Source organism: Dyadobacter sp. BHUBP1 (assembly GCF_050587785.1).
Classification (GTDB): Bacteria; Bacteroidota; Bacteroidia; order Cytophagales; family Spirosomataceae; genus Dyadobacter.
Map to the genome: position 1 here is coordinate 833,367 of NZ_JBOBIH010000001.1, position 25,856 is coordinate 859,222.

The 25,856-nt window shown below is 52.0% G+C and carries 13 protein-coding genes; 1 reads left to right on the top strand and 12 read right to left on the bottom strand.

Features of this window, described 5'->3' with window-relative positions:
- Positions 1-89: 89 nt before the first annotated feature.
- The 9 genes from ACQ4MZ_RS03555 to ACQ4MZ_RS03595 all read right to left on the bottom strand — a co-directional run bounded on the left by ACQ4MZ_RS03555 (position 90) and on the right by ACQ4MZ_RS03595 (position 17,856).
- Entirely contained in the window at positions 90-2,363 is a 2,274-nt protein-coding gene (locus ACQ4MZ_RS03555) for an FAD-dependent oxidoreductase (protein WP_430843016.1), read from the bottom strand.
- A gap of 56 nt (positions 2,364-2,419) precedes the next feature.
- Entirely contained in the window at positions 2,420-4,495 is a 2,076-nt protein-coding gene (locus ACQ4MZ_RS03560) for a glycoside hydrolase family 2 protein (RefSeq protein ID WP_430843018.1), read from the bottom strand.
- A 284-nt stretch (positions 4,496-4,779) separates the two neighbouring features.
- Complete coding sequence (locus tag ACQ4MZ_RS03565) at positions 4,780-6,489, bottom strand: sodium:solute symporter family protein (RefSeq protein WP_430843020.1); 1,710 nt, start codon at positions 6,487-6,489, stop codon at positions 4,780-4,782.
- An 87-nt stretch (positions 6,490-6,576) separates the two neighbouring features.
- Positions 6,577-9,159: a glycerophosphoryl diester phosphodiesterase gene (locus ACQ4MZ_RS03570; RefSeq protein ID WP_430843022.1), complete on the bottom strand. Its 2,583-nt coding sequence runs from the start codon at positions 9,157-9,159 to the stop codon at positions 6,577-6,579.
- Positions 9,156-10,151 (bottom strand): FAD:protein FMN transferase, encoded by a 996-nt coding sequence (locus ACQ4MZ_RS03575; RefSeq protein WP_430843024.1) that lies wholly within the window; start codon positions 10,149-10,151, stop codon positions 9,156-9,158. Before ACQ4MZ_RS03575 ends, ACQ4MZ_RS03570 begins: the two co-directional genes overlap by 4 nt.
- 57 nt (positions 10,152-10,208) lie before the next feature.
- Positions 10,209-11,960, bottom strand: a complete 1,752-nt coding sequence (locus ACQ4MZ_RS03580) for an FAD-dependent oxidoreductase (RefSeq protein WP_430843800.1) — start codon at positions 11,958-11,960, stop codon at positions 10,209-10,211.
- 179 nt (positions 11,961-12,139) lie between these two features.
- Positions 12,140-13,072 carry a hypothetical protein gene (locus ACQ4MZ_RS03585; RefSeq protein WP_430843026.1) on the bottom strand — a complete coding sequence of 311 codons (933 nt, stop codon included), beginning with the start codon at positions 13,070-13,072 and terminating at the stop codon, positions 12,140-12,142.
- Positions 13,073-13,297: 225 nt separating this feature from the next.
- A complete protein-coding gene (locus tag ACQ4MZ_RS03590; RefSeq protein ID WP_430843028.1) occupies positions 13,298-14,791 on the bottom strand; it encodes a RagB/SusD family nutrient uptake outer membrane protein in 1,494 nt (497 codons plus the stop codon).
- 41 nt (positions 14,792-14,832) lie between these two features.
- Complete coding sequence (locus tag ACQ4MZ_RS03595) at positions 14,833-17,856, bottom strand: SusC/RagA family TonB-linked outer membrane protein (RefSeq protein ID WP_430843030.1); 3,024 nt, start codon at positions 17,854-17,856, stop codon at positions 14,833-14,835.
- Positions 17,857-18,198: 342 nt separating this feature from the next.
- On the opposite strand from ACQ4MZ_RS03595, the gene ACQ4MZ_RS03600 reads away from it, so the two are divergent.
- Complete coding sequence (locus tag ACQ4MZ_RS03600; RefSeq protein ID WP_430843032.1) at positions 18,199-19,365, top strand: substrate-binding domain-containing protein; 1,167 nt, start codon at positions 18,199-18,201, stop codon at positions 19,363-19,365.
- A 139-nt stretch (positions 19,366-19,504) separates the two neighbouring features.
- Here ACQ4MZ_RS03600 and ACQ4MZ_RS03605 read toward each other — a convergent pair whose 3' ends face one another.
- Genes ACQ4MZ_RS03605 through ACQ4MZ_RS03615 form a run of 3 tightly spaced genes read right to left on the bottom strand, consistent with a single transcriptional unit; the run spans position 19,505 to position 25,788 of the window.
- A complete protein-coding gene (locus ACQ4MZ_RS03605) occupies positions 19,505-20,455 on the bottom strand; it encodes a sugar phosphate isomerase/epimerase family protein (protein ID WP_430843034.1) in 951 nt (316 codons plus the stop codon).
- Between the two features lie 43 nt (positions 20,456-20,498).
- Positions 20,499-22,163, bottom strand: a complete 1,665-nt coding sequence (locus tag ACQ4MZ_RS03610; RefSeq protein ID WP_430843036.1) for a RagB/SusD family nutrient uptake outer membrane protein — start codon at positions 22,161-22,163, stop codon at positions 20,499-20,501.
- 46 nt (positions 22,164-22,209) lie between these two features.
- A complete protein-coding gene (locus tag ACQ4MZ_RS03615) occupies positions 22,210-25,788 on the bottom strand; it encodes a SusC/RagA family TonB-linked outer membrane protein (protein ID WP_430843038.1) in 3,579 nt (1,192 codons plus the stop codon).
- Between the last annotated feature and the right edge of the window lie 68 nt (positions 25,789-25,856).

Genomic DNA, 25,856 nt, shown 5'->3' on the forward strand with positions numbered 1-25,856 from the left:
AAGAAAATAGCAAACAAACGTTTGCTATTTCAGGACGGCAAATTTAAGATCAATTTATTAGTTTTCAAAGAATAAAAACGGAAGCCGCGTTAATAAACACGTACCTCTATAAGCGATACCGGCACATGCGCATGACTGTTTTGCAGCTTGATCTTCAACGAACGCGTCGTTACCGGTTTGGTGAGCGCCAAAGTTCTTTTAGTCAGGTGGTTGTCAGTTATTGTTCCGATTACCTGGTTTGTATCGTCCAGTACTTCGATATCCTGTGCGCAAAAAGGCATTACCGTTTCCGGATGGACGTAAATCACGTTCTCCATCGGGTGGTCGAAATCGGTATCGAACACGAAATCGATTTTGGAAATGTTTTGATCTTCGTTCCATTGCAGTTGGAGCTCGGGAGTGCGATCGTCCGGTGCCGCTATCCAGGCATTAGGCCCGGCAATCGGACGGTGCCAGCCGTTTTTCAGGTTTTCTGTTTCAAAAAGTGCAATGGGCTTGTTTAACGAAAATGCAAGGTTCAACCCGGCCGGGCGGCGCTGCGGACACCAGAACTCGAAAGTGTCCACGCCCAGATCTTCCGTAGGTTCCTGTTTTCCGTAATTGGAAACAGCAGGATTGGTCGCATTGAAAACGGTCACCAGTCCGGTAACGCGTTGCTCGCTATACTGGATTTTGACGTGCTCATTTTTCAGGAAGCATACAAATGCATAACATTCCTCGGGGAAATGGCTGCCCCATTCCAGCGTCAGTTCGTGTTTTCCGGCTATCAGACGATAGTTTCGGGTTTCCAGATTCACATCAGGCGTATGATTGAACGGCTTGCTGCTTTTGCGGAGTTCTGCAACCAGTTCTGTGTCCCGGGTTGCCTCCACCCAAACAGTTACCCAGGGCATATCGCCTTTGATGGGCAGCATTTGCGCCACGGAATGCTCGATGGGTTTCCATTGGTCGGAGCCACTGAGCGCTGTCAATTCCAATGTCGTAGAGGCGCAGATTTTGGCGCTGTTAACCAGATTTTCGGGATCGACAATCGCCGTTTGCGGCAAGTACTGGCCCGAGCGCCACAGCTCCAGTTGCAGTTCGGTCAAATGTTTCTCACCGACTTCCCGTGGCGAGCAATTGTACTTTTTTGCGACCGCGGCGGCAACGGCAACTGCCTGCCCGCCTGTTGCGCTCGTGGCCATCACGCGTGTAGACGCGAACGCGACGTGCGTAGCGCTGATAATGCGGCCTGCTATGAACAGGTTGTCGATGTTTTTGCTGTAAAAGCAGCGATAGGGGATGCCGTAAACGCCCTTGCTGTGCCACTGGTTGCAACCAGCCTGATCGGAATACACGCCGTCGGCCGGGTGGAGGTCGAGGCTCCAGCCGCCGAATGCCACAGTATCGTGAAAGACTTTTTGTTCGACAACATCCTGCTGTTTCAGCAGGTAATCCCCTTCAAAACGACGGCTTTCACGTTTTCCGGGGATAGTACCCACCCATTCGAGCGTCATATTTTCGGCCTCCGGAAATTCGCCGGAGTTTTTAATGTAGTTCCAGGCTCCGTAGACCACTTTCCAAAGCTCCCATTTGATTTGTTCGGTGTCGTGTACGGTGTCCATTCTGCCGCCATATTCCAGCCACCACAACCGGCAGCCGAAATCTTTGGGATTGAACGTTTTGTACCGCGGAATTTCCGTAATATCCTGCAAAGCAAATGAAGGCGGTACAAATTTCACGGGGCGTCCCATATCTTTGGAGTAGAAATACATAGAATGCCCCAATAGCTCACCATAAGCTTTGTCCGGCGCAAATTTCTCCCCGAATTCCTCCATGGACTCCGCGCCCATCCGGAATGCAGCACCGGCCAGAAACCCGACGATCCCGTCGCCCGAGGAGTCACAGAACAGCGGCGCGCTCAGGGTGTATTTGGTACTGTTCTGGCTGCAAAACGCGTGCAATGTCTCGATCTTATCGCCATTTTGTGTTTTATCAAGATCGTAAACCGCCGTGTTCAGCAGCAGGGTTATGTTCGTTTCTTGGGTAACCTTTTCCAGTAAGACGGTATCGAAGATCAGCGGGTTGCCGTCGGGGTTGCGGTAGGCGTTTTCAAGCATGATTTCATCGATCACGCCGCCCTCGCGTGCCCAGCGGTTGTTGTTACCCATATGCGAGGTCGCGCCCAGGATCCATAGCCGGACTTCGCTCGAACAGTTACCGCCCAGTACCGGCCGGTCTTGTACCAATATTACTTTTACCCCGGATCTCGCCGCGGTAATGGCTGCGCAGGTGCCGGTCAATCCGCCTCCTGTAATCACAAGGTCCGCTGCCAGTGCAATGGTTTTTGGTTCTCTTTTGTGTGTTGATTCTCCGATTATCATCTTGTCAGGTCTTTAAATGTCGTGGTTGGTAAGGCTTGTCGTGGCCCCGCAGGTAGTTATTTAAGGTCGATGTCAATTTGAGTAGTGATGAAACCGGTCGGTTTGACCACCGTGATGTGGATTTGTTTGTCAAACCCGAGGATCGGGATTACCATATCCTTGCTCTCTCCCGGGTTCAGGTCGGGTAATGCGATGTTCGCATCGCCTGCTTTGAGAATGTAGCCTTTAAGGGACCGGGCCGGGAAGTCGCCGCGGGAGGTAATTTTGAGCGTTAACTGATGGACACCCTGCTCTCCGGTTTTGAAGCCTGTTTTTTCAACAATAACCGGCGAAAACTCTTTTTGGTGAACCGGGTAAGCCAGCCGCGGTGACCTGTCCGGGCCGACGATGCCCCATGGCCGGAAGCCATTCACGTTGGTACCGAATAGTTTGCTGCGGTAATCATTATAAGTCCACCATGAAGCACCGACCACGAACGGCCGTTTGCGTATTTCAGCCATCACATCACTCAAATGTTGTGCTTGTCCGGCCTCACCACCCTTCCCGTCGGAACGCGTGCCCCATTCGCTGATAAATACAGGCTTGTTAGGGTACAGCTTGTGAATATGGTCCAGTGATTTGGCATGGCCGCCATAGGTATTGGTTGAAACAAAATCGACATACTGGCTGGCTTCGTCCTCCGGTTTCTCGGGTAGGGTATTCAATAGCATGGTCGCGAACGTGTACAAGCGGGTAGGATCGAGCTCACGTGCGTAGGTGATCATATCTTTGGTCCAACGCTGGCCGCTGGCCGTGGTCGATCCGTATTCATTCCCTACACTGTATGCGATCACGCTCGGGTGGTTCCAGTCGCGTTCGGCCATTTCGCGAAACTGCGAGCGGAACTTCACGCGCATGGAATCATTGTCCATTTGCCTGGGTGTGAGCTGCCAGTTACCGGCTTCGGTGATAATGAGCATGCCATAGCGGTCGGCGAGGTCATAAAAGTATTCGGAAGGCGTGTAATGCGTGAGACGTTGAAACTCCATCCCGGCTTCTTTCATCAAGCGGAAGTCCTTCTCAACCAGCCAATCCGGTTCCAGCGAGCCCATGCCGGGATAATCGATTACCCGGTTGCCGCCACCGGCTTTAACTGGTTTCCCGTTCAATAGAATCTGCGCGCCGCTCACTTCAACTTTCCTGATCCCGAAATTCGAAGCCAGCGTGTCGGTGCCGACAATCGTTTTCAGTTCATACAAATTAGGCTGGTCCAGGTCCCAAAGCTTCACTTGTACTGCTGTCAATGCCGTCTCTGCTTCGACTGTCGCTGTTTGTCCGGCAGGAATGCTTGTGTTATTGGTTTTCCATTTCAAAGCCAAAGGCTTTTTATCCTGCGTAACAGCCATATCGATTTTCGGGGTAGCAGCATTGGCCGAAGCATTCCGCACCCTGATTTTCGCCTTCACTACCGCGGTACCCTTCGAAAGGTCAGGCACGGCCTCGATTTTGACATTTTCAGTGTAAACCTCCGGTTCGATCGTCAGGTAAACCGGCCGGATAATGCCGCCGTAATTCACCCAGGCAGGGTAGCCGTCGTTGATATTGCCGCCGTCTTTGAGGCCGGGAATCGTATTTGTTTTCCAGGTATCGTTATTCACGGCTACTACCAGCAGGTTGTTGCCGTCCCGCAACTGCCCCGTCACATCGAAGCTGAACGGGGTGTACCCGCCCTCATGTTGCCCGATCTTCTGGCCGTTTAACCACAAATCGGTTTTGTAAAAAACTGCATCGAAATGCAGGATCACGCGCTTGTCGGTGCTTTTTTTCCAGGCGAAAGTCTTGCGGTACCAGGCAGTACCGGTATAAAACTCGTAACGCGGGTCTGTTGAAAAACAATGCGGTACGGTAACCTTGTCCTGGCGGTTCTCTTTCGCATAATCTTCCCTGTACCACTGGTTGGCAATGCCCGCTCCCGCCGGATCGAGTAGGAACCACCATTCGCCATGCAGTGGAATCGCATTCGGCTGCCGGATGTGATAAGAGGCCGAACCCGGCTGGGCCGCACCCGGCTGGGCCGCACCCGGCTGGGCAACGAGTTGCAAGCAGGTTAATGACAGTAATATGGAGGAAGCTAATAGGGTTAGGCGTTTCATTATGTGATGTCGTTCAGTTGCGGTTTTGTTTTTGGGAGGTTGATTTTTGCTTGCGATCAGGATTGTCTTTCGCTTTGCGGTTTCATGCCTGACGGCATTTGTACCATATTCATATATTCCATATTGCTACCAATATTGCGTCCCTGGCGGGACTTGTTTTTGCTGTTAATACGATTGTATTCAGTTATTTACTTTCATAAAATCCCGTCTGGAATGTAACATTGGCAGATCAAACGGACTGTTCGAAAATGCCGTAGGCATGTAACAACAATGCTGAGGCCTACCTACGCTGCAACCCGTGGCTCGTCCTTCACCAACACTACCTTCCTCGCCGCGGAAAATGGTATCGCCGCCGAAATCAACACCACGGTAGCCACCCCGGCCGTTACCAGCGACCCATCGGTCGTCAAAACACTCAGAATGTAGAGCATCACAGCGGTAAACAGCAGTGCCCCGGCGATCACCTGCAGGCCAAAACGGTTTTGCTTTTTGATTTCGAATGCTTCTTCCGTATCTACATTCTCAGCAACTTGCTTGCGCTGGTCTTTTGAAAGCATGTAAATGTTGTATTCATCGGCAATAACATTCCTGGAACGAGCCCAGAGCTCATAAGCGAGCAAAAGCAGCAACGGCAGGCCCACACCGACGATCGTTTCCATGCCGCGCGAGAGCTTGAAGCCGAGCAGAGGCGGGGCGAGTGTCTTGAAAAACAGATTGACACACAGCCCGATACCGGTAATCCAAAGTGTTGTTTTGCCATTCAGTCTCTTGGAAAACAATGCCCAAAGCGGGGGTGCGAGTAATGGGCCGCCGGAAATGGCCGAGATGCTGAGTACCACCTCCACAATGCCTCCCGCTGCCGGCACGAGCAACGCAATGCCGATCATACCCAACCCGAAAAACCACGACGAGCCTCGCGCAACGCGGATCAGTTGCTTATCGGAGGCCGCCGGGTTGACCATCCCTTTATAAATGTCATTGGTAAAAACGGCCGAGACCACGTTCAATGCCGTGTTGGCGCTGGCGGAGGTGGAGAAATACATGCCCGTGAGCATCAGTCCGAGCAAGCCGGGAGGTAACACGAGCTTGCAGATCATGAGGTAGGCGTTTTCGGTATCCAGACCGGTAAGTGCAGGGTTAATAGCCTTGTAAATCATCGGCGGGAACATCCATATCACCGGGCTGATCAGGTACAAACCCGCAAAAAGGAACGCTACCTTTTTGGCAGACTTCTCGCTGTCGACACTCGTGTAGCGCTGCACCATCGTCCAGTTGCCGCCAATGTAGCAAATGTGGTAAATCACGAATGCAGCTACGAAGCCGAGGGTATATTCCCCATTCAGCAGATTGAAAAAATCATCGGGAATGTTGTTCCTAAACCCTTCCCAACCTCCGACTTTGCCGAAGGAAAGCGGCAGCAGAATGAACACCGCGGCCGACAGCACGACAAATTGCAGGATATCGGTCACCATCACCGCCCAAAGACCGCCAACGGCCGTATAGGCGATCATGAAAAGCCCGAGGCCAATTGTGCAGGGGACCAGCGGCAAGTCCAAAGATGCACTCACTAACTTAGCCACCGGATACAGGACCGAACCTTTGATAAATACCGAAACCAGCGTAAAAATGAATATATAGGTTTTCTGTACTGTTAGTCCAAGCCGCTCGCGGATGAACTCGGCGGCCGTCAATGCGCCGGTGCGTTTCCAGCGCGGGGCGAGGTAAACGGCGGTGATGAGTGCACCTATACACATCGTCCATTGAATGGTGATGGCTACCCAACCGTGTTTATAGGCAATGGAGCCCCATGCGACGAACGTACCGGCCGAGAAAAAGCTCATGAACAGCGAGAGTCCGCCGATAAACCAGGGCACGGCCTCGCCACCCGCGAAAAACGATTTAAGGTTGCGCCCCGTTCGGGCAAAAAGCATCCCAATGCCCATCACGAATGCGGAGAATACGAGAATGACGATGGTGTCGGTGGTATTGTTCATAAAATGCTGTAAGCTTTAGGCTATAAGCTTTAAGCTATGTGCTTGGTGATTAGTGTTTTTGATTCTATGGTGTTTGTAGCCTAAAGCCTACGGCTTATAGCTTATAGCCAATGTTCTACTTCCGAATGCGGGCAGTTTGATGTTGGTAATGGCCGCTTTCTGATTCGTTTCGGCCCATTTCATGGTAGCTGGTGCGTTGGTTTCGGATATCTTGCTGTTGTCGATTTTCAGGTTGAATGCGGTGGGCTGCGGGCTGTTATTCAGCAGCGTCACATAATAGGTGTTTTGGGTGGTGGATTTCGAGATAATAGGGTCGATGGACGGGCTGTCCGCGACCGCAAAACCTTCTTTGATAATCAGGTTAGCTTTGTCGCCGAAAACATCGCCTGGCGCAAAGCCGTAAGTCTGGTGCGGGCCTACTTTCGGCGTCACGAATCCCCGGGGGAAATTGACCTTGCCATTGGAGCGCAATGCGGCTTCCGAAAGTAGGTAGTCGGTGATCCAGCCGATCTGCCACCAGGCGTGGTGCGGGTACGGCCCGGCTCCGCGGTTCATCGCATTCCAGTAATAAGAAGCGACACTGGTTTTGCTGTCCACAAATGCATCGCGACCAATGGCCGCCGCGCGTGCCATATCCGCGAAAAGCTGCTCGCCGGTCAGCTGATAAATGCGGATAAACATCCCTGCATGGCTCGCCAGCTGGATAGGCCCATGCCGTGTAGCCGAACCGAAAATGCCGCCATGCTCGAAGCTGAGGCCGGTTTGGCTGATCTCCCAATCCTCGCGGGCAGTGCCATTCACGGTTTTGAGTTTGTGATCTGCAATAGGGTGTGTGTAAATGGACGAGGTATAAATTTTCGCGCAGGTAACGGCGGCATCCTGGTACTTTTTGTTTTGGGTTAAATCAAATAAATCCAGCAGCGCCTGTGCCGATTGGCCGGTAGCGAAGTCGGGTGCGTAGCGTGCGTCCCCGCATACACCCAGGAAGGCACCTGTTTCCACGGCGTTTTTGAGGAACCATTCGGCTCCTTTTTCGGCGGCTTTCAGGTATTTTTCGTCTTTAAGCATGCGATGCGCGACAATGAGGCCGTAGAATGTAGGCCGCACATCCTGAATATCCTTGAAAATCTCCTGCTCCGTCTTACGGTCGTAAGCCACAGCAAAGCTGCCGTCTTTGCGCTGCCAGCTCAACAGTTTTTCGGCTCCTATCCGCAGCCGCTCTTTCAGTTCCGCATTATCCGGTTCGAAGAGCAGCATATTACCTATGTCGAGCATCACATAGTAGGTCAATGCAATAGGTTCCACCACCTCGCCCCATTCTTCGACGAACTTCTTCTTTTTGGCTAAATAATACTGGCCTTCGACGGCCCCTTTGAAGAACCCTTCGTCGGTTTGCTGCTGTACGAGTTTGAAGTTTTCGGCTGGCGGGAGCACTTTTTGGGTCAGTTCGGGGTCTTTGGTGGCATTCGCGAGCATCCACATGGCGCCGTAATCCGAGTTCTTCATCGCATCCTTATCCGAGCCCACTACACCGCCGAGGTACGACTGCGCCCCGATTTGCTTGCCTTTGTACTCTTCGATGTTCCAGAGCGAGGTCTTCGGGTCGGTGAGGTAATGGTGCATCTTTTCGATCCGGTCGGTCAATGCCTGCTTGCTCTGGCGCAGTGCCAGTGTCTCGCGAAATTTGTAAATGTCGATAGCCGCATGTTTGGTCGCCTGGAACCAGTCGCCTGCGATGAGGCTGTAACGGAAAGAATAGGAAACCGACTGTCCGGCCTCCATTTCCGATTTTTCTTCGCCCAGCACCGGATAATACAGGGTAGGCGAAAGCTGGGCCTTGCGGTTCATGTGCGAAAGGCCCAAATGCCAGTCGACCTGCGTGATCTGGTCTTTCGCCCACGGGTCACGCGCGAGGCCGGGCTCGGGAACGACCGACAGCGTAAATCCATCCTTGCTGCTCATCAGCGGGCTCAGGGTAGAGGCGCACCGCTCGCGGTACACCACCGGGCGGTTGGGGATACCGTGGCCGTAAGCATAGGCCAGCGCAAAGTTCTTTTGCATAAAATTCCCCTGGAAATACCCCGGTACCGATACCCAGCTCATTTGCTCTACCGGCAATGCGGCCAATGTAGGTGTAGCAAGCGAGAAAAAGCCCTTTTTCTTGGCATTCAGGGTCATCGTCACCAGGATATCAGTCGGGAAGCGGGGATCGATCTTCCAATGCGAAGTGACGGTAGCTACATCGGTTTCAGATTTAAATTCCAATCCCTGATTTTTTGCTTCACCTGTTTGCGGGTAGAAGTGAAAGGCTTGCCCGGCCGTATTGAGCGCCACGCCGGTCGTGCTCTCCTTCCATTGGGTCTGCTGGTAGTGGTAAGCGTCCTCGGGGAATTTGCCGCCGGTGATTTTTTCGAACGTTTCGGCCGATTCGGTCGAAGGCCTGGTTTCGGAATACAGCAATGTGTACTCGCCGGAAGGCGGAATGGTCTTCGTCCAGCGGTCGTTTTGCTTCAAGGATACTTCTTCGATTTTTAATGCACTGTCGACCTGGCGCCATTGAATGCGGATTGCGTTGTTACTTAGCGACTTCACAACAGTTCGCTGGGCGCGGGCCTGTAAAACGGTCAGAGCGCTGAGTAAAATCGGTAGTAAAAAGGTTATTCGTTTCATTTTTCCTGGATAAGGTCTTTGATACCGTCGGTGGCGAAGGACATTAAATGCCCTTCTTCATTGGTGTAAAGCATGTACACGTCGATATCTTTCCGGTTTTTCAAAAAGGTTTTGGTCGCTTCGAGGCCCATTACGAAGAACGCAGTATCGTAGCCGTCGGCGGTGATGGCGTCCTTGGCAAATACGGTCACGCTCAGAAGCGGGGCTTGATCCATGGACCCGGTACGCCGGCCGCCGGAACGCCGGCCGCCGGAACGTGGGTCTATGATATGGTTATAGGTAATGCCGTTGCGGGTAATGTGGTTATGGTAATTGCCTGCGGTGGTCATGGCGCGGTTGGTGAGTGCTACCGTGGCGGCCAGTGCTTGTGGTTTCAATGGGTTTTCAATGCCGGTTACCCAGGCGATACCACCGTTTTTAGTGCCCGAGCAAATGACTTCGCCACCGATTTCTACCATAAAGCGATGAATGCCGCGGCTTTTCAGAAGCGCTCCGACAATGTCCACGGAATAGCCCTGGGCGATTCCATTGAAATCCAATTTCACGCCGGGACGGGTTTTGATTTCTTTGTTATTGAATTCAATCTGTTCAAAACCAATAAATTGTATCAGCGAATCCGCGTTTACATTTTCCGGATCCACATTCTTTTTATTCCCAAAACCATAAGCCTCCGTAAGCGGCATGATGGTAGGATCAAAAGCTCCGCCCGTCGCTGTATAGATTTCCTTTGATTTAGCTAAAACATCGTAAAACCATTGTGACCGGAATGTGTGACGCGAAGTACGATTGAATGCCGACAACTCCGAATCGGTTCGGTAGAGCGACAGGCATTTGTCGAATTCAACGAGTATAGAATCGATAGAATGCTTGAAATTACGGTTTTGAGCATCGAAATAGCGGATGTGATACGTAGTGCCCTGTGCCTCTCCGCTGATTGAAATCATAGCCGTATCCCTCTCAACGGCTGCTGCCATTGTTACCAACGGCAGCATGCAGAAGAGGGTGGATATTACTCCGGCAATATGTGTCACAAGCTTATTCAATGAAAATCAGGGTTGTGGGGCAAGTGTTTCGCCTTTGAGGATACTGGTCAGCTCGGGCAAATGGTCTTTGTACACGCCGCGCGGGGTGGTTTTGTATTTGTTTGCGATGTACGAGGCAAACCCCACGACCTCGCCCATCATCCCGCACGTGCGCATTACGCGGGTACTCCCGAACGCCACGTGAGTGGTGCTGATATTGCGGCCGGCCATGAACAGGTTTTGGATGTTTTTAGAATAAAGGCAGCGGTATGGAATCGTGTAGGGCGCCACTTTGATGTGCTTCGTACCCGCGAAAAACTCCTGGCCTTCAAAATACTTGCTGTTCTTGGCATCGGGGAAATGCAGGTCGATTGTCCAGGTGGCGGTAACCGAACCGTCGGGGTAGAACTTGCCTTCCTGAATATCCATTTGATTTAAAACATAATCACCGATAATGCGGCGCGATTCCCGTTTTCCACCGATGTAGGCCACCCACGCCAGCTCTTTCTTGCCGTATTTGGCCGCCTTGTTATTTTTCAAATACGACCAGTTGCCATAAATGGCGCGCAGGTTATGGTCGCGGATCTGTTCGGCCTGGGTAATGGTGTTGAAATTGCCGAAACCGGTTTCCCATTGCCAGTCCGATTTCGGTTCGTCGATATGGTATTCATCCGAAAATTGCATTGCCCAGGGCGTTTCAGGGAAGGAGGAAACAGTGTCGCGGTCCACGGAAGCCCAGAGATTAGAGGTGCCTAATGTAAAATCATCGCTCTGGTCTGCCGCCAGCGATTCGCCGGTTTCGGCTTTGCTCTCACGGCCCATGCGGAACTCCGCGCCCGCGAGGAAACCAACTGTTCCATCGCCGGTGCAATCCGAGAAGAACGAGCCGGAAAAGCGGCGCTCCTGATTGGTAGCAATGTCACGGCCGACTACCGCCGTGATGATGTCATTCTCTTTCTCTACTTTAAAAACGTGGGTGTTCAGGAATAGTGAAATGTTCTTTTCGGCTTTCACGATGGAGATTTTTCGGGCATCACCATATTCTTTCGCGTCCGGGTTACCGTTGCCAGGGTCGCCATTGTCCATTTCACGCACGATGCGGCCGAGTTTGGGATAATGGTTTTTATCCACATCACCCATCAAATGCACCCGTACTTCCGAGCTGTTGTTACCGCCAAGCACGGGACGGTCCTGGATTAATGCCACGGTAAGGCCCATTCGCGCCGCAGAAATGGCCGCGCAGGTGCCCGCAATGCCGCCGCCTACCACCACCAGGTCATACCGGCCAGCGTCCTGGGGTTTATCGGTCAGGTTCAGGAGTTTCCTGCGGAAGGTGGTCAACGCTTCCAGCTCATTCGGCGGGCTGAATTTCAGGTCGTCGGTGAAAAGCAATGCATCGCAACGACCGTTGAATCCCGTAAGGTCTTTCAAAGCAAGTTTGGTGGTCGCATTCTTAATGTCGATCACACCGCCGTCGTACCATTTCCAGGCATCCGAGCCACTTTCCCCGAAGGTCTGACCAACGGATTTGCCATCGACGAGCACCTGAAATTTGCCCGGCCCTTTCGGAAAAGGCGCCCAGTCTTTGGTACGTACCCATAAATGATACTTGCCGGTTTTCGGAAATTTGACGGTTGTGGTAGCATCCTTCACAGGCCTGCCCATACCATGCGCCATGATGTAGGACGAATTCATGACCACGAAAGATTGCTGGTCGATCACCCAGCCGCCCTTGTCCTCGAAAGATTCTGTCTCGATCAGGAGGTGGTTCTGAGCCATGGCAGGGAGGGCGAGGAGCGCTATGACCAGAATGGCGCTGGCCCAGACGGCGAGGTTCCGGGCGATCGTGCCCCGAGCCATCGAGCCCCGGGCGATCGTGCCCCGGGCGTCTGTGGCCAGGATGTCTGTGCCCCTGGCGTCGGGAGCCCAAGGCTTAAGCCTTGGGTTGGGGAGGATGTTCATTGTTTTTGCAGGATTTTTTGGATTAATAGAGTTTGTTCTTCATTGGCATTGGACAGGCTGGATTGCAGGTTTGAAGCCAGGGCGTTGGAGATGCTTATTGTACCTGTACCGAGCTTTTTCAATATGGCTATCTGCATGGTATAACCGGTTTTCCGGTAGGTATCCCAAAGCCAGTCTTGTCGCTGTTCCGTTTTGAAAAAATCATTTCCAACCTGCTGCAAGGCATATTTGGCGATGAAGCCGTTCTTTCCCGCAATGATCGCCTCAATGTCCTTTTCGAAAGGCTTTTTAATTCCTCCGTTTTCGTCCATCACCTTTGCCATCGCCCAATATTGATAATGATGGTTTTGGCTTTTCAGAAACCGGTGCAGCAATGCGTCGCTCGAATAGGTTTCGATGATTTTCTTCATTTCGGGTACCGCCTTGCCGTATGCAATATGCCAGAGGGTGTAGCAGGTATAAACCGCTCCGTCGATCACCTGGTTTTTAATGGTTTTCAGCGTCGCGCCGGCTTTCGCATCGACGGAGTCCGTCAGGTTATCAGTGCCTTTCGTGATCAGGTCTTCCATTTTGAGGTCTGCGAAAATGGAGTTGTTCTGGGCGAGGATGTCTTGTAATTTCTGGTAATCCTCCTCTTTGAACTCGTCATGATCGACTTTCGTGAGCACTTTGCCTTCGGGCAGGTCGTAGCGCTGATAGTTGCCCAGCAAATCCCAATAGAAGTTGATATACACCGGTTTGCATTCGTTGGTGTAGCAAACCGGTGTGAAGATGTTTCTGAAAAAGTATTGTGGTTGTCCTTTTTCGTCAAATGCTAATTTCAGGGTGTAGCTGAGCGTGTCGTTTTCGGTGATTTTGTATTCACGAATGCGCTCTTCCCGGTTCGGAGAAGTACAGCATAGCGAGAACAAAAGCATTACTTGAATCATCGTTTACATTCCTTTTGCTATCCGAAGGAGGCCCCTCCGGGGCTCGTTTAATCAGATGAATAACTGTTTGCTATAAACAGGACGTCCCGTCGGGACATTGCAATGCCTTATAGGGTATCGCCTGATCTTTTCAGAACTCCCAAATTCCGTAGGGATAACCTGTTTATAGCAATCATGTTCGTTCAGCCTATTTCGGCTCCGGACGAGCCTCCTTTTGCACCCTTGCTATTTCCAATCCGGATTTTGTTCCAGCTTGGGATTGGCGTTGATTTCGTCCTGCGGAATAGGGAAATATTTGTTTTTAGCAGTGACGTTACGGGTCGGGTAAACATCGTTCACCGCTTTCGGAATCACCGTCAGGAACTTGCCAGTGCGCGTGAGGTCGTACCAGCGGTCGCCCTCAGCGAAGAATTCCCAGGCGCGTTCCTGTAAGACTGCTTCAATGAATGCGTCTTTGGTGAGGCCGGTTTTCAAGTCAGCCAGGCCTGCACGTTTCCTGACCGGATTGATGAAGTCATACGCAACCGTCGTAGCGCCGTTCAGTCTTGCCTCTGCTTCGGCGGCAATGAGGTACATGTCGGGGAGCCGGAAGATCGGAATGTTTGGGATCAGACCGACAGTCGAAACCGGATCCTGATATTTCTTGATCAGCACACCTTTGGTAGTAATGGGCGTAATGCTTTTTTGCGGTACAATAGCGCCTGCTTTATTTACATAGTTCGTATCCAGCAACGTGCGACGTTTATCCGTGGGATCAAACGAGTTGAAAAAAGCCTGGTACGCGAACATGGAACCGAAGGAAGTGCGGGCAAATTCGGGCCCGGCACTTCCCGGAGGGCCGCAGAGGCCTGTCAATTGATGGCCGAGACCGGGAGAGACCGGATCGGCCTCGTACGCCCACATATTTTCCACGCGTGCGGCATCTTCCTTGTCATATTTGTAAACATCCCGAACATCCGGCATCAGCGAATATTTGCCGGAGTTGATCACTTCTTTGGCCTTTTCCAAGGCCTTCGCCCAGTCCTCATTATAAAGTGCGGCTTTCGCGTACAATGCGTTCACGACCTCCTTCGCAACACGACCTTTATCGACATTGGGGTACGACGGCAACCCTGCCGCCAACGCCTGGTCGAGATCGGCGTAAATCTGTTTGTATACGTCAGCCTTCGGGCTTTTGGCGGTCAAAGCTTCCTCTTCGGTGTAGCTCGGGGTGATTTTAACCGGAACATCCCCGAAATTCTTACTCAGGAGCCAATGGTAAAACGCTCTCAGGAAGTACGCCTCGCCGAGGATCTGTTTCTTACGGATTTCGTCCATATTCGCGCCCGGTACTTTGGCAATTACCCAGTTGGCCTTTTCAATGCCATTGTAGCACGATGCCCAGATCTGCTGGGGCGATTCGTTGGTCCGGGCATTACTTTTCTGCGTCGTATAATTCACATCATAGGTGAATAGCGTTAGCGTGTTGCGGCCTACAACCCCGCGCGGGTAGGTCTGATCGTCACTGAAATCCGCAACCAGTGTCAGCGCTGGGCCGCCTCCCAGGCCGCCCAATGCGCCGTAAACGGAAACGAGCCCTTTTTCGGCGTCGGCAGCGGTTTTATAGAAATCTTCCGTGTAAATGGCTGAGTAAATTGTTTCGTCCAGCTGGCAGGAAGGAGTGAGCAGCGCTACGCCGGCAGCGCTGAGGTATGTCGTTATTTTCAGTAGCTTTTTCATATCAAATGGGACTCGAAGTCGGCAAGAGGATTTTGCATGAATCAGAATGTAACCTGGATACCGCCCAGGAACGATTTGGACTGCGGGTACACGAAGTTGTCGACCCCGATGATCGTGTTCGAGCCTGCGTAGGTATTCACTTCTGGATCATAGCCGCTGTATTTGGTAATTGTGAAAAGATTATTTGCACTCACGTACAGGCGAATGCCTTGTACACCCTTGAACCGCGGCACCGTGTAGCCCAGCGTAATGTTTTTGCAGCGGAGGTAGGAGCCGTTTTCCACCACGTAGTTACTGATAGGCAGTCGGCCTCCCTGGAAGCCGCTGACATACTGATTGCTGGGATTGGTAGGTGACCAGCGATTGGCCACTCCCGCCAACAGGTTGCGCTGTCCCAGCGGATTTTCAAACGACAGGCGGCTGGCGTTGTAGATATCGTTGCCCTGCGAGCCTGAGATAAATGCCGCAAAGTCGAATCCGGCGTAGGATAAATTGGTGGAAAAGCCATAGATGAATTTCGGATTCGGGTTGCCCACGATAACCTGGTCTGCTGCCGTGATCTGGCCGTCGCCGGTTACGTCTTTTACTTTATGACCACCCACGCGACCATCGTATCCCGGTAAAATGGTTTCGCCGGTTTGATTAACCCCATCGAAAACATAGGTTTTGAACATACCCAGCGGCTGTCCCACTTTGAGAATGGTGTAGGTTGTCATGAAGCGCTCGGTGGTAATGCCGCCATCGAGACCCAGCACCTTGTTGCGGTTGATTGTCGTATTGGCTGAAACATCCCATTTCAGTTTGCCGTCCAGGATACGCGCGTTGACAGCCAGTTCGAGCCCTTTGTTTTGCAGTGCGGCGAAGTTCCCGGTAATAGCGCCATAACCGGAGCTCAATGGAAGCGTTTTTACATAGAGCAAGTCATCCGTTTTCTTGTGGTACACATCGGCGATAACGCTGATGCGGTTGTTCAGCAGGCTGATATCGATCCCGATGTTGGCCTGTTTGGACCGTTCCCAGCGCAGGTCCGGGTTGGCGATGCCTGTGGGTTCAATGCCTGTAACATAGGTGTGGTTAATCATGTAGCTGTTGCCGGAAGCCACAGTGGACAGCGATTGGTAAGGATCGATCCCCCCTGCGTTCCCTGTGATACCGTAACTACCGCGCAGTTTGAAATCCGAAAGCCAACTGATATCCTTCATGAATGGCTCCTCGATGATCCGGTACGCGGCTGATACTGCTGGAAATACCCCGTATTTATGATTGGCCCCGAACTTGCTCGAACCATCGGCGCGGGCAGTAATGTCAAGGAAAAACTTGTCTTTGAAACCATAATTTACTCGCGCCATATACGAATCGAGCCGCTGGCTGCTCCTGCCGCTGCTGATGGTGCGGGTCAATGCGAGTTGCATGGCTTCGTTTTTCGTCGCGTCGTTCGGGAAGCCTGAGGCATTCATGGTGTTGGAATTGCCTTGTTCAAGCTGGGTACCAAATACGGCTGTGGCCTTGAATGAATGGTTTTTAGCAAAAGTGGTGCTGTACGTCAGGATGCTTTCATGGAGCAATGCGAGATAATTGGAGTTCGCTTTGGTACCGGAGCCGGAATTGTCGTTCAGGTCGCTTTTGTTAACGATCGAGCGAGGCGAATAGCCATCAAAAAGTTCGCCTTTCTGATCGAGATTGAATGACGCGCGGTAGGTGAGTCCTTTCAAAAGCGAGATTTCGCCGTAAATGTTAGCGAGCGTCCGTTTGATCGAACGTTTGTTGAGGACAGCCGAAAAATTCAATGGGTTGACAACTTCGCGATACTGGCCGCCGGCTTGTTCGCCAAAGGGGAAAATACTACCGTCGGCGCGGTAAGGTTGGAGAGTCGGAGGGGCGCCGATAGCCGCTCCGAGAACGGACGACAGTACCGCGCCGCCGTCGCCAATGTTGGTGCCGCCCGTTTGGATACCGTTCGCGATGGAATAGCTGCCCAGGATACTCGTGCCTACTTTAACATTTTTGCTGATGCGATGGTCGAGGTTCAGGCGGTAGGAATAACGCTGGAATTGCGAGCCGATCAGCGTCCCGTCCTGGTCGAAATAGTTAAGTGACATGGCTAGCTGCGTCTTTTCACTGCCACCGTTTATGGATAGCTGATGGTTTTGGATTGGCGCCTTACGGAAAATCAGTTTTTGCCAGTTAACACCTTCGCCGAGTGAGGCTGGGTCGGGATAGTAGTTATTTTTGAATACCTCATTTTCCAGTTCTGCAAACTGTGAAGCATTGAGGACATCCAGCGTTTTGTTCACCTTTTGCGAGCCGTAGTAACCGTCGTATGTTACCCGTGTACCGCCATTTTTACCGCGTTTGGTAGTAATCAGGATTACGCCGTTGGCAGCTCTGGCACCATAAATAGCCGAAGCGGAAGCGTCTTTCAATACTTCAACCGACTCAATATCATTGGGGTTAATCGTTGAAAGCGGGCTTACATTCGTTATTCCACCACCATTTGAAACCTGAATACCATCTATAACATAGAGCGGTTCGGAAGAACCATTGATGGAGTTGGTACCACGAATCCTCACGCTGATGTTACCACCCGGTGAGCCAGAGTTCTGGTTGATCTGTACCCCCGCAACACGTGCCTGCAAACCCTGCGCGATATTCGCGACCGGTGTCTGTACCAGGTCCGCTGCCTTCACCGAGGCGATCGAGCCGGTGGTTTCCACCTTGCGTTGTGTTCCGTAACCGACTACGACTACCTCTTCCAACGCCTTGGTGTCAGCTTTGAGCGAAACGTCGATGGTCGAGCGGTTGGATACGGCCACTTCTTCTTTCAGATAGCCAAGGAATGAGAACACGAGCGTCGCATTACTTGCCACGTCGATGGAGTACATACCTTCGGCGTCTGTCAATGTTCCTTGCTGAGAACCTTTTACAGTCACGCTTGCACCGGGAATCATTTCGCCCTTTTCGTCGGTCACTTTGCCTTTCACTGTCACATTCTGTGCGAGCAGCGACTGCGCAATGCCCAGACACAGGAGGCTGAGCAGGAACAGGTCACGTATTTTTTTCTTCATGTAGGTAAAAATTAGGGTTTGATTCAAAGTGGTAAAATTGAAATAGTACAATTTTATTGTATCGAAACAGCGTTAGCGGTGGGGGACTATACTTTTGAATACCCCTGCTGAAATGCGGTTTTTACCTAAATATAGTCGCCCGATGAGGCGATGCCGAATGGGTTTTAGCCCATAAATTTCCGGGAATTGAACAAAAAGTATCGGTAACGTTTGCGGAAACGATACCGATATATGGTTTTGCGGATGATTAATAGGAGATTTTCATATTTTTGCGAAGAGAGCCGGATGAAGATTCCGATAAAGTATTCGAAGAGCGGTTTATTTAAAAAGTACAAAGATTATATGATTCAGTGTGTGAAGTGCGCGCAGGTAGATGGCATCATGAAGGCGGGCTATGTGAGAGGTAAGCAGCGGTACCTGTGCAAATGGTGCAACTACTATTTTACGCATTCAGAGAAGGACGATTCGATTGCGTCGCTGGTTAAACGCAAACGGCACCAGACGACGATCATCGATATCGCCAAATCGCTGGGAGTATCCAATTCGACTGTCTCGCGCGCCTTGCACGGGCATGCGGACATCAGCCCGGAGACGCGCCAGGCTGTACTCGACAAAGCCGCCCAACTCGATTACCAGCCTAACCAGCTGGCGTATAATCTTGTCAAAAGCAGGACGAATACAATTGGAATGATCGTTCCAGAATTTCAGAACCAATTTTTTCCGAATGTGATCATCGGTGCCCACGAAGTGCTGACCGGGGCCGGGTATAACCTGACCATCATGCAGAGTAATGAATCGTACCAGGTCGAGATATCGAATACGAAGGCAATGCTGGCGAACCGGATCGACGGACTGCTTATTTCGCTTACGCAGGAAACCAACAATTTCGATCATCTTAGTCTTTTCGCCAAGCGCGGAATCCCGCTCATCCAGTTCAACCGCGTCTGCGATCAGATCGACGTACCGAAAGTGGTCGTAAACGATTTCGAAGCATCGTTTAAAGCCGTGGAGCATCTGATTTTGAACGGCTACGAACGCATTGCGCACCTCGGCGGGCCGCTTACGCTGCAGGTTAGCCAGGAGCGGTTACGCGGTTACCGGGCGGCGATGGAGAAATATGGAAAGCCCGTTCAGGACCATATGATCATTCAGGGCATGCTCACGCAGCAGAAAGCCCGCATTTACGGCCAGTACCTCCTCGACCTCATCGACCGCCCCGACGCGATCTTCGCCGTCAACGATTCTTCGGCCATTGAAATCATGCTGATGGCCATGGAAAAAGGTATTTCCATTCCCGACGAACTCGGCGTAGTAGGTTTCAGCGACAATGCGGAGTCCGCTTACATTGGCCCCGGCCTTACTACCGTTCGCCAGCCCACCATGCAAATCGGTCGCACTACCGCAGAATGGATTTTGCAGTTGGTAGATGCGGAGGAAATTATCGTCAATGAGAAGCGGGTTTTGAATACGGAGCTGATTGTGAGAGGTTCTTCGCGGCGATGTAATTAGCCACCAAGACACGAATAAACACGAAGATCCTATTCGTGTTTATTCGTGTCTTGGTGGCATTATTAAAAACAAAAAGTGCGGCCCCAGAGAAGCAGCACTTTATTAACTACAGAATATAATTATGAAAATCTTGAAAAGGCTAACTCAGCGCCTCTCTTAATACCTTCAGGCTTTTGGGCACCGCTGTGGCCGGGTCTTCTTTCCCTTCCATTTCGAGCGATACGTAACCTTTGAAATTCGCCTTCCTTAAAATGCCCGCGATCCGTTTGTAATCCAGATCGAGGTCGTAATAATGGCCTCCGCCGTAATAGGTCTTGGCCTGAACGATCGTCGCGTAGGGCGCCAGGCGTTCGAACTGCGGATAGGGATCGCCTACGAAATTACCGGTATCGACATTCATACCCATCGCCGGAGATGAGGCCAGCGGCTTATAGATTTCGAGCAGGTAATCGATGTTCGACGAAAGCCCCCAGTGGTTTTCGATCGCAAGCACGATCCCCGCTTTCTCGGCGGCCACCAGGCATTCCTGCATCGATTCGATACACCATTTGATGGCGTCCTGATCCGTGAAACCCTGGATCGGCGGCTCTTTGCCATCTTTGTAATAGTTGGCATCGCGCTTCACCGTCCGCCAGCTCCCCGTGTTCATCCGGATCGCCGGAATCCCCATTTGGGTCGCAAGGTTAATACATTTTAAGGTATGTTCAATGTCCTTTTTTCGATCTTCCGGCTTCGGCTGCACAAAGCTCTGATGGATAGAGAGAAGCGGAAGCGCCAATCCATTATCGAATGCAAGCCTTTTCAGCTTGTTCATGTAGGGGATGGTCTCGTTATCCATTTGCCGGTGCAGGATTTCCACGCCGTCGAAGCCAAGCCTGGCCGCGTCCTCGATCACTTTGTCGATCGGGTACTTCTGTTCCTGGAAGTGCCAGTAGGAGTAGGTTGAGACGGCAATAGGAATCCTGCGTGCAGCGGGTGCCGGGGCTGTTTCCGCTTGTGCAACGTGGCCGGTCATCGCCGCCGCGCCGCCGAGTGCGATGGTTTTAAGCCAATCGCGCCGTGAAGTATTATCCTGTTCGTGAGGCGTCATTGAGTGATAATTTTTGGATAATAATATTAAAAATTTGTCACTTTTATGGATTTTGCTTCAAAACGTTTGCACCCATGATATCTATCTGCGCCTGGGGAATGGGGAAATACTCGCTTTTACCTTTCACGAAAGTGGCACCGGCGAGATAGGTTCGTTTCTTGCTTTCCTTGGTCAGGTAGGCATTCAGCACCACATCCGCATTGCCCCAGCGTACCAGGTCGAAATGCCGGTGGCCCTCCATGGCGAGTTCCAGGCGCCGCTCGAAACGCACCGCTTTCCGGGCGTATTCCTGGTTCGCAAATGCTGGGTAAGGTTTTACAAGGTAATTTGCGGCAGGTTTGTTCGCCGCATCGAGCACCACTACGTTGGCTGCGCGGGTGCGTATCTGATTCACGAGTTTCAATGCGGTTGCGAGATCGTTGTCTTCCACGGCCACTTCGGCGCGCATCAGCAGAATGTCGGCCAGGCGAATGGCGCGGTAGTTGTTCGCATTGGCACGGGGCGACTCGGCGCCTGCATTTTCACCGCTGTAAGCGAAGAACTTTTTGAAAGTGTAAGGCCCGCCAAAGCTCTGGTCGCGGATCCAGTTTTTACCCGGGTGAATGCCCCAGTTCAGGAATGGCAGTCCACGACGGCCCACGGTCCAATCAAGGCGCGGGTCCAGGGTGCCTTCATACGGCGTAAATGCATCGGTAGAAGAAAGCCCTTCGTCATTCTTCACATCCACATCATTGAAAGTATCCAGCAATGGAAGCCCGCTGGCGTCGGTCTTGAATGCATTCACAAGATTTTGGGTAGGCTGGAAAAACCCGCAGCAACCGCCGGGAGCCGAGCCGTAAGGGAAATTGTAGTTATCGCCCCAGCTTCCGTTTTGGCCCGCGCCGCCATCGGCAACAGACATTTGTACTTCAAAAATGGATTCCGAGTTGTTCTCCGTGGCAATACGGAAGTTGTCATGAAAGCTGTTCACGAGCGAGAACGGGCCATTGCTGATCACGTCGTCGAGCAAAGGCTTGGCGGCGAGGTAATCCCGTTGGTACATATGGACTTTGGCGAGTAACGCCTTGGCAGTCCATTTGCTCGCACGGCCTACCTGCGCCTTCGTCGCCGACATATTGTCGATTGCGAATTGAATATCCGCCTCAATGTTCGGCCAGATATCCTTGTCATTGGGCAGATTGATGTAGTCGGTGACGGTTTCGTCCACGTAAGGCACCATATTCCAGAGCTTTTTCGCTTCGAAATGATACCATGCACGCAGAAAGCGGGCCTCGCCGAGGGCTTGCGCTTTTTCGGCCGCGGTCATATCAGTAGCCTTGGCGATCAGGTTAATCACGTTGTTAGACCGCGAAACGCCGTCGTAAACGGACACCCATTTGTCGTTGTAAGCCCCGATGTCGGCTTGGGCAATGTAGCGTTCGATGGTCGTGATTTGCGCCTGGTCGCCCACGTCACTGCCTTTATAGGCATCGTCGGAGGCGATGGAACCGTAAATCCAGTTGCTGACCGACGAAGTATTTACCGGTCCTGAACCAACGCCGTCGAGCAAACTGTATGCGCCGATCAATACGGCGTTGACGCCGGTTTTATTCGCAAGCATGGCCTCGTTGCCCACCCCCAGCGGCGTGGTTTCGAGAAAACTGTCTCCGCAGGAGGTGAGTACGCCCACGCAGACCATTGCTGTTAATGCTAATACGCTCTTTTTCATATTTAATAATGAGAATGATGCCGTGTTAAAGATTTATTAAACCAAACTAGAACCCGAAATTGATACCGATCTGATACATCTTCGAATTGGGATAATTGCCCTGATCCACGCCCAAAACCGTGCTGCCTGGGGTAGAACCTACCGAGGTAACTTCGGGATCGATGCCGCTGTATTTGGTGATTGTGAAAAGGTTTTGCGCCTGCAAATACACGCGTGCGCTCTCGAAACCGATTTTGGACAACACACCGGCAGGTAATGTGTAGCCAAGCGTCAGGTTTTTCATGCGGAGGTAGGAGCCGTCCTCGATGAAATAGCTCGAAGGCTGTTGGCTGCGGCTGTCGTTCGCATCGAGGATCGGTAATACGGCGTCCGGGTTTTCAGGCGTCCAGGAGTCGTTGAGCATGCGGAGGCTGCGGTTACCGGCCTGGTTATTGAAATCTACCCAGCGTTTCACCATGTTGATAATCTGGTTGCCCTTCACGCCCTGGAAGAATGCCGAGAGGTCGAAGTTTTTGTAGCCTACATTCAGATTGATACCGTAAGTGAAGTCTGGGTGCGGGTTGCCGAGGAACTTGCGGTCGTTGTCGGTAATGGTGCCGTCGCCGTCAGTATCGTGGTATTTGTATTTACCCACAGCCGCATAGCCAGGATATTTCGGACCGTTGTCCACTTCGCCCTGGTTCTGGTAAATGCCGTCGATCTGCAAGCCATAGAATGAGTACAATGGCATACCAGCCACCGAGCGTGTCCAGGTGTAACTGCGGATCGAAGGCCCCAGGAGCACAGCGGTGGCACTGTTGTTCAGCTTTTTGACCTCGTTTTTATAGGTAGAGAAATTGACGCCCACGGAGTAGGTCAGGTCGCCGTTCAATGCTTTGTTGTGGAAGTCGATGCCGAGGTCGATACCCTTGTTGTTCATTTCGCCCACATTCACGAAAGGAATCGTTGCAACCCCCTGTGTTGCAGGCAATGCCACCTGGTAAAGCATGTCGGAAGTAGTACGGTTGTACAAATCGAGGTTCAGACCGAACATCCCTTTCAGGAAAGTCGCGTCGATACCCACGTTGGTCTGCGTCGTGGTTTCCCATTTCGCATTCTGGTTACCGAAAGCCTCGGTATCGAAGCCCGGCTGTACCGCATTGTTTGATCCGTCGATCGCGTACGACGACTGGCTCAGGCTCGAACGGTAGGTGCTGAAACCATTGTAGTTTCCAATCTCCTGGTTACCGGTCTGTCCCCAGCCCGCACGTAGTTTGAGATCATCCAGCCAGGGAATGCTTTTCATAAAACTTTCTTCCGACAAGCGCCATCCCGCGCTGAATGCCGGGAATGTACCATAGCGGTTGTTTTGCCCGAAGCGCGAGGAACCATCGCGGCGTACCGTAGCTTCTAACAGGTAGCGGTCCTTGAATGAGTAGTTCGCTTTTCCGAAAATGGAGAACAAGGCCCACTTGTATCCGGCGCCGGTGTTGGCAATGCCCGCGGTGCCGGAGTTGAGGTACATATATAACGGGTCTTCCGAGAAAAACGTAGTCCGCGTTCCAGAGAAGTCGCGGCCGGTACCTTTAATGGCCTCAGTACCCGCCAGTACGCTGATTTTGTGCGACGTGCCCAGGTTTTTGGTATAATTCAATGTATTCGACCACGTCCAGTTGATGTCGTAAGCATTTCCGTTCGTCATCGCATTGGCTGCTTCGATTTCAGCTTCTTCAAGGTCAAGCAGGGTATAGCTCACGCGGTTAGCGTTGATGAAGTCGATACCGATGCTGGATTTGGCGGTCAGGTCTTTCAGGATATCCACTTCGAGGTATGCATTACCAAATGCGCGCAACGTGTTGGTCTGGTTGTTGCGGCTTCTCCATAGCTGCGCGACGGGGTTGGTGGCTGGGCCCAGACCGGCGGCACGGGTAGCAGCGAAATTGCCCATAATGTCGTACACCGGAATGATTGAAGGAATGCGGTAACCGTTACCGATCGGGTTGCCGTCCTGGTTGTTGGTGGTGCTGGCCGTACCGTTCGCGTTATAATAGCCTTTGTTTTCAGTGTAGCTCAGTTCCAGGTTCTCCCCGAGGCGGATGCGTTTTTTGAAAGTAAATTCGGTATTCGAGCGGATCGAGTAGCGATCGAACGAAGTATGGATCAGTACACCATCCTGTTTGAAATAGTTGAGCGCGATGGCATAGCGGCCATTCTCGGTACCACCATTTGCACCGATATTATATTCCTGAATGGCCGCCGGGCGCAGGATTTCCTTGTGCCAGTCGGTGCCTTGTTTGTTGGCCTTTACGATCTGGTAAAATCCGGTTCGGTTGTAGTTGTAAAGGGAAGGGTCAGTCTTTGGATCGCCTTCAAAAAGGCCGTAGCTGGATCCTGCCAGAATGTAATCAGGTACCACGGCGGTAGGGCCGTTGCCATATTGCTGGTGCGAGGGGTTGCCGTTCGTCAGCACGCCTGCATTTCTCCGTTGCGTCCACAAGAGGTCGCCGAATTGCTGTGGGTCTTTGATCAGGCCCAGGTCTACTTTGCCGGTCTGGAAGCCTGCGCGGGAATTGAATGTAAATCTGGGCGCGCCTACTTTTCCTTTTTTAGTAGTAATGATAATCACCCCATTGGCAGCGCGCGAACCGTAGATAGAAGCGGAAGAAGCATCCTTCAATACTTGCATCGACTCGATATTGTTCGGGTTAATGCTGTTCAGGCCGCCTTTGGTAGGCACGCCGTCGATGACGTAAAGCGGGTCGTTGTTGTTGATCGTACCAAAACCGCGGATGCGGACGGTCGCCTCACCTCCCGGCGTGTTGTTGGACGTAACGGTTACCCCCGCCACACGTCCCTGCAATTGCTGCGCCACGTTCGGGGCAGCTACCTTGGTGAGCTCGGTAGCGTCAACGGTCGACACCGCGCCGGTAATATCGCGTTTCGATTGGGACGAATAACCCGTTACTACCACCTCGCTTAGCGACTTGATGTCAGATTGAAGCGTAACCTCCACCATCGTTTTGTTGGCAATATCAATCTCCTGGGTGAGGAAACCGATGGACGAAACCACCAGCGTAGTGCTGCCATCAGGCACGTTCAGGGAAAATCCGCCGTCGGCATCGGTGGTGGTACCTACGGATGAGCTGCCTTTAAGGACGACCGTGGCGCCCGGAATCGTGCCGCCCGTAGCGTCTTTTACGGTGCCCTTAACCTGAAAATCAATGGACTGGATCGTTTTAATGGACGTACCTGTGCCTTCAGGCAAGTTGGAGGCGGGCTTGGAAGGAGCCCTTTTCAACAGAATTTGTTTTCCCGAAACTTCATAGGAAACCTGCAAGGGTGTCAGGAAATTATCGAGGATGGATTCCAGTTTCTCCTCGCGGGCGCTGAAAGTGACTTTGCGCTGCGAGCGGATGAGCTCCGGGCTGTACATGAAATGCACGCCCGATAACTTGCCGATCTGTTCCAGGGCCGCACCGATTTTCTGTTCGCGGATGTTGATTGTCAGGCGACGGTTGAGTACCTCCTGCCCGAAGCCATCGAAGGCGACGGCAAGCCCGGAGAACTGGATGATGATGAACAATTGTATGAGGCTGATTCTCATAATTTTGAGCAGGTAACTCTGCCGGTCAAAGGTTTTTTTCATACTTTTGTCTGTTTTGTAGGTTTAAAAAATCGGCAAAATAATTCCCGTGTCCCACAGACTTCCAGTCG

Bases quoted from the DNA above. Each gene is read 5' to 3' on its own strand.
- ACQ4MZ_RS03570 (WP_430843022.1), bottom strand. From the start codon at position 9,159: ATGAAACGAATAACCTTTTTACTACCGATTTTACTCAGCGCTCTGACC.
- ACQ4MZ_RS03615 (WP_430843038.1), bottom strand. From the start codon at position 25,788: ATGAAAAAAACCTTTGACCGGCAGAGTTACCTGCTCAAAATTATGAGA.
- ACQ4MZ_RS03605 (WP_430843034.1), bottom strand. From the start codon at position 20,455: ATGACGCCTCACGAACAGGATAATACTTCACGGCGCGATTGGCTTAAA.
- ACQ4MZ_RS03575 (WP_430843024.1), bottom strand. From the start codon at position 10,151: ATGCTGCCGTTGGTAACAATGGCAGCAGCCGTTGAGAGGGATACGGCT.
- ACQ4MZ_RS03595 (WP_430843030.1), bottom strand. From the start codon at position 17,856: ATGAAGAAAAAAATACGTGACCTGTTCCTGCTCAGCCTCCTGTGTCTG.
- ACQ4MZ_RS03585 (WP_430843026.1), bottom strand. From the start codon at position 13,072: ATGATTCAAGTAATGCTTTTGTTCTCGCTATGCTGTACTTCTCCGAAC.
- ACQ4MZ_RS03590 (WP_430843028.1), bottom strand. From the start codon at position 14,791: ATGAAAAAGCTACTGAAAATAACGACATACCTCAGCGCTGCCGGCGTA.
- ACQ4MZ_RS03565 (WP_430843020.1), bottom strand. From the start codon at position 6,489: ATGAACAATACCACCGACACCATCGTCATTCTCGTATTCTCCGCATTC.
- ACQ4MZ_RS03610 (WP_430843036.1), bottom strand. From the start codon at position 22,163: ATGAAAAAGAGCGTATTAGCATTAACAGCAATGGTCTGCGTGGGCGTA.
- ACQ4MZ_RS03600 (WP_430843032.1), top strand. From the start codon at position 18,199: ATGATTCAGTGTGTGAAGTGCGCGCAGGTAGATGGCATCATGAAGGCG.
- ACQ4MZ_RS03555 (WP_430843016.1), bottom strand. From the start codon at position 2,363: ATGATAATCGGAGAATCAACACACAAAAGAGAACCAAAAACCATTGCA.
- ACQ4MZ_RS03580 (WP_430843800.1), bottom strand. From the start codon at position 11,960: ATGGCTCAGAACCACCTCCTGATCGAGACAGAATCTTTCGAGGACAAG.
- ACQ4MZ_RS03560 (WP_430843018.1), bottom strand. From the start codon at position 4,495: ATGAAACGCCTAACCCTATTAGCTTCCTCCATATTACTGTCATTAACC.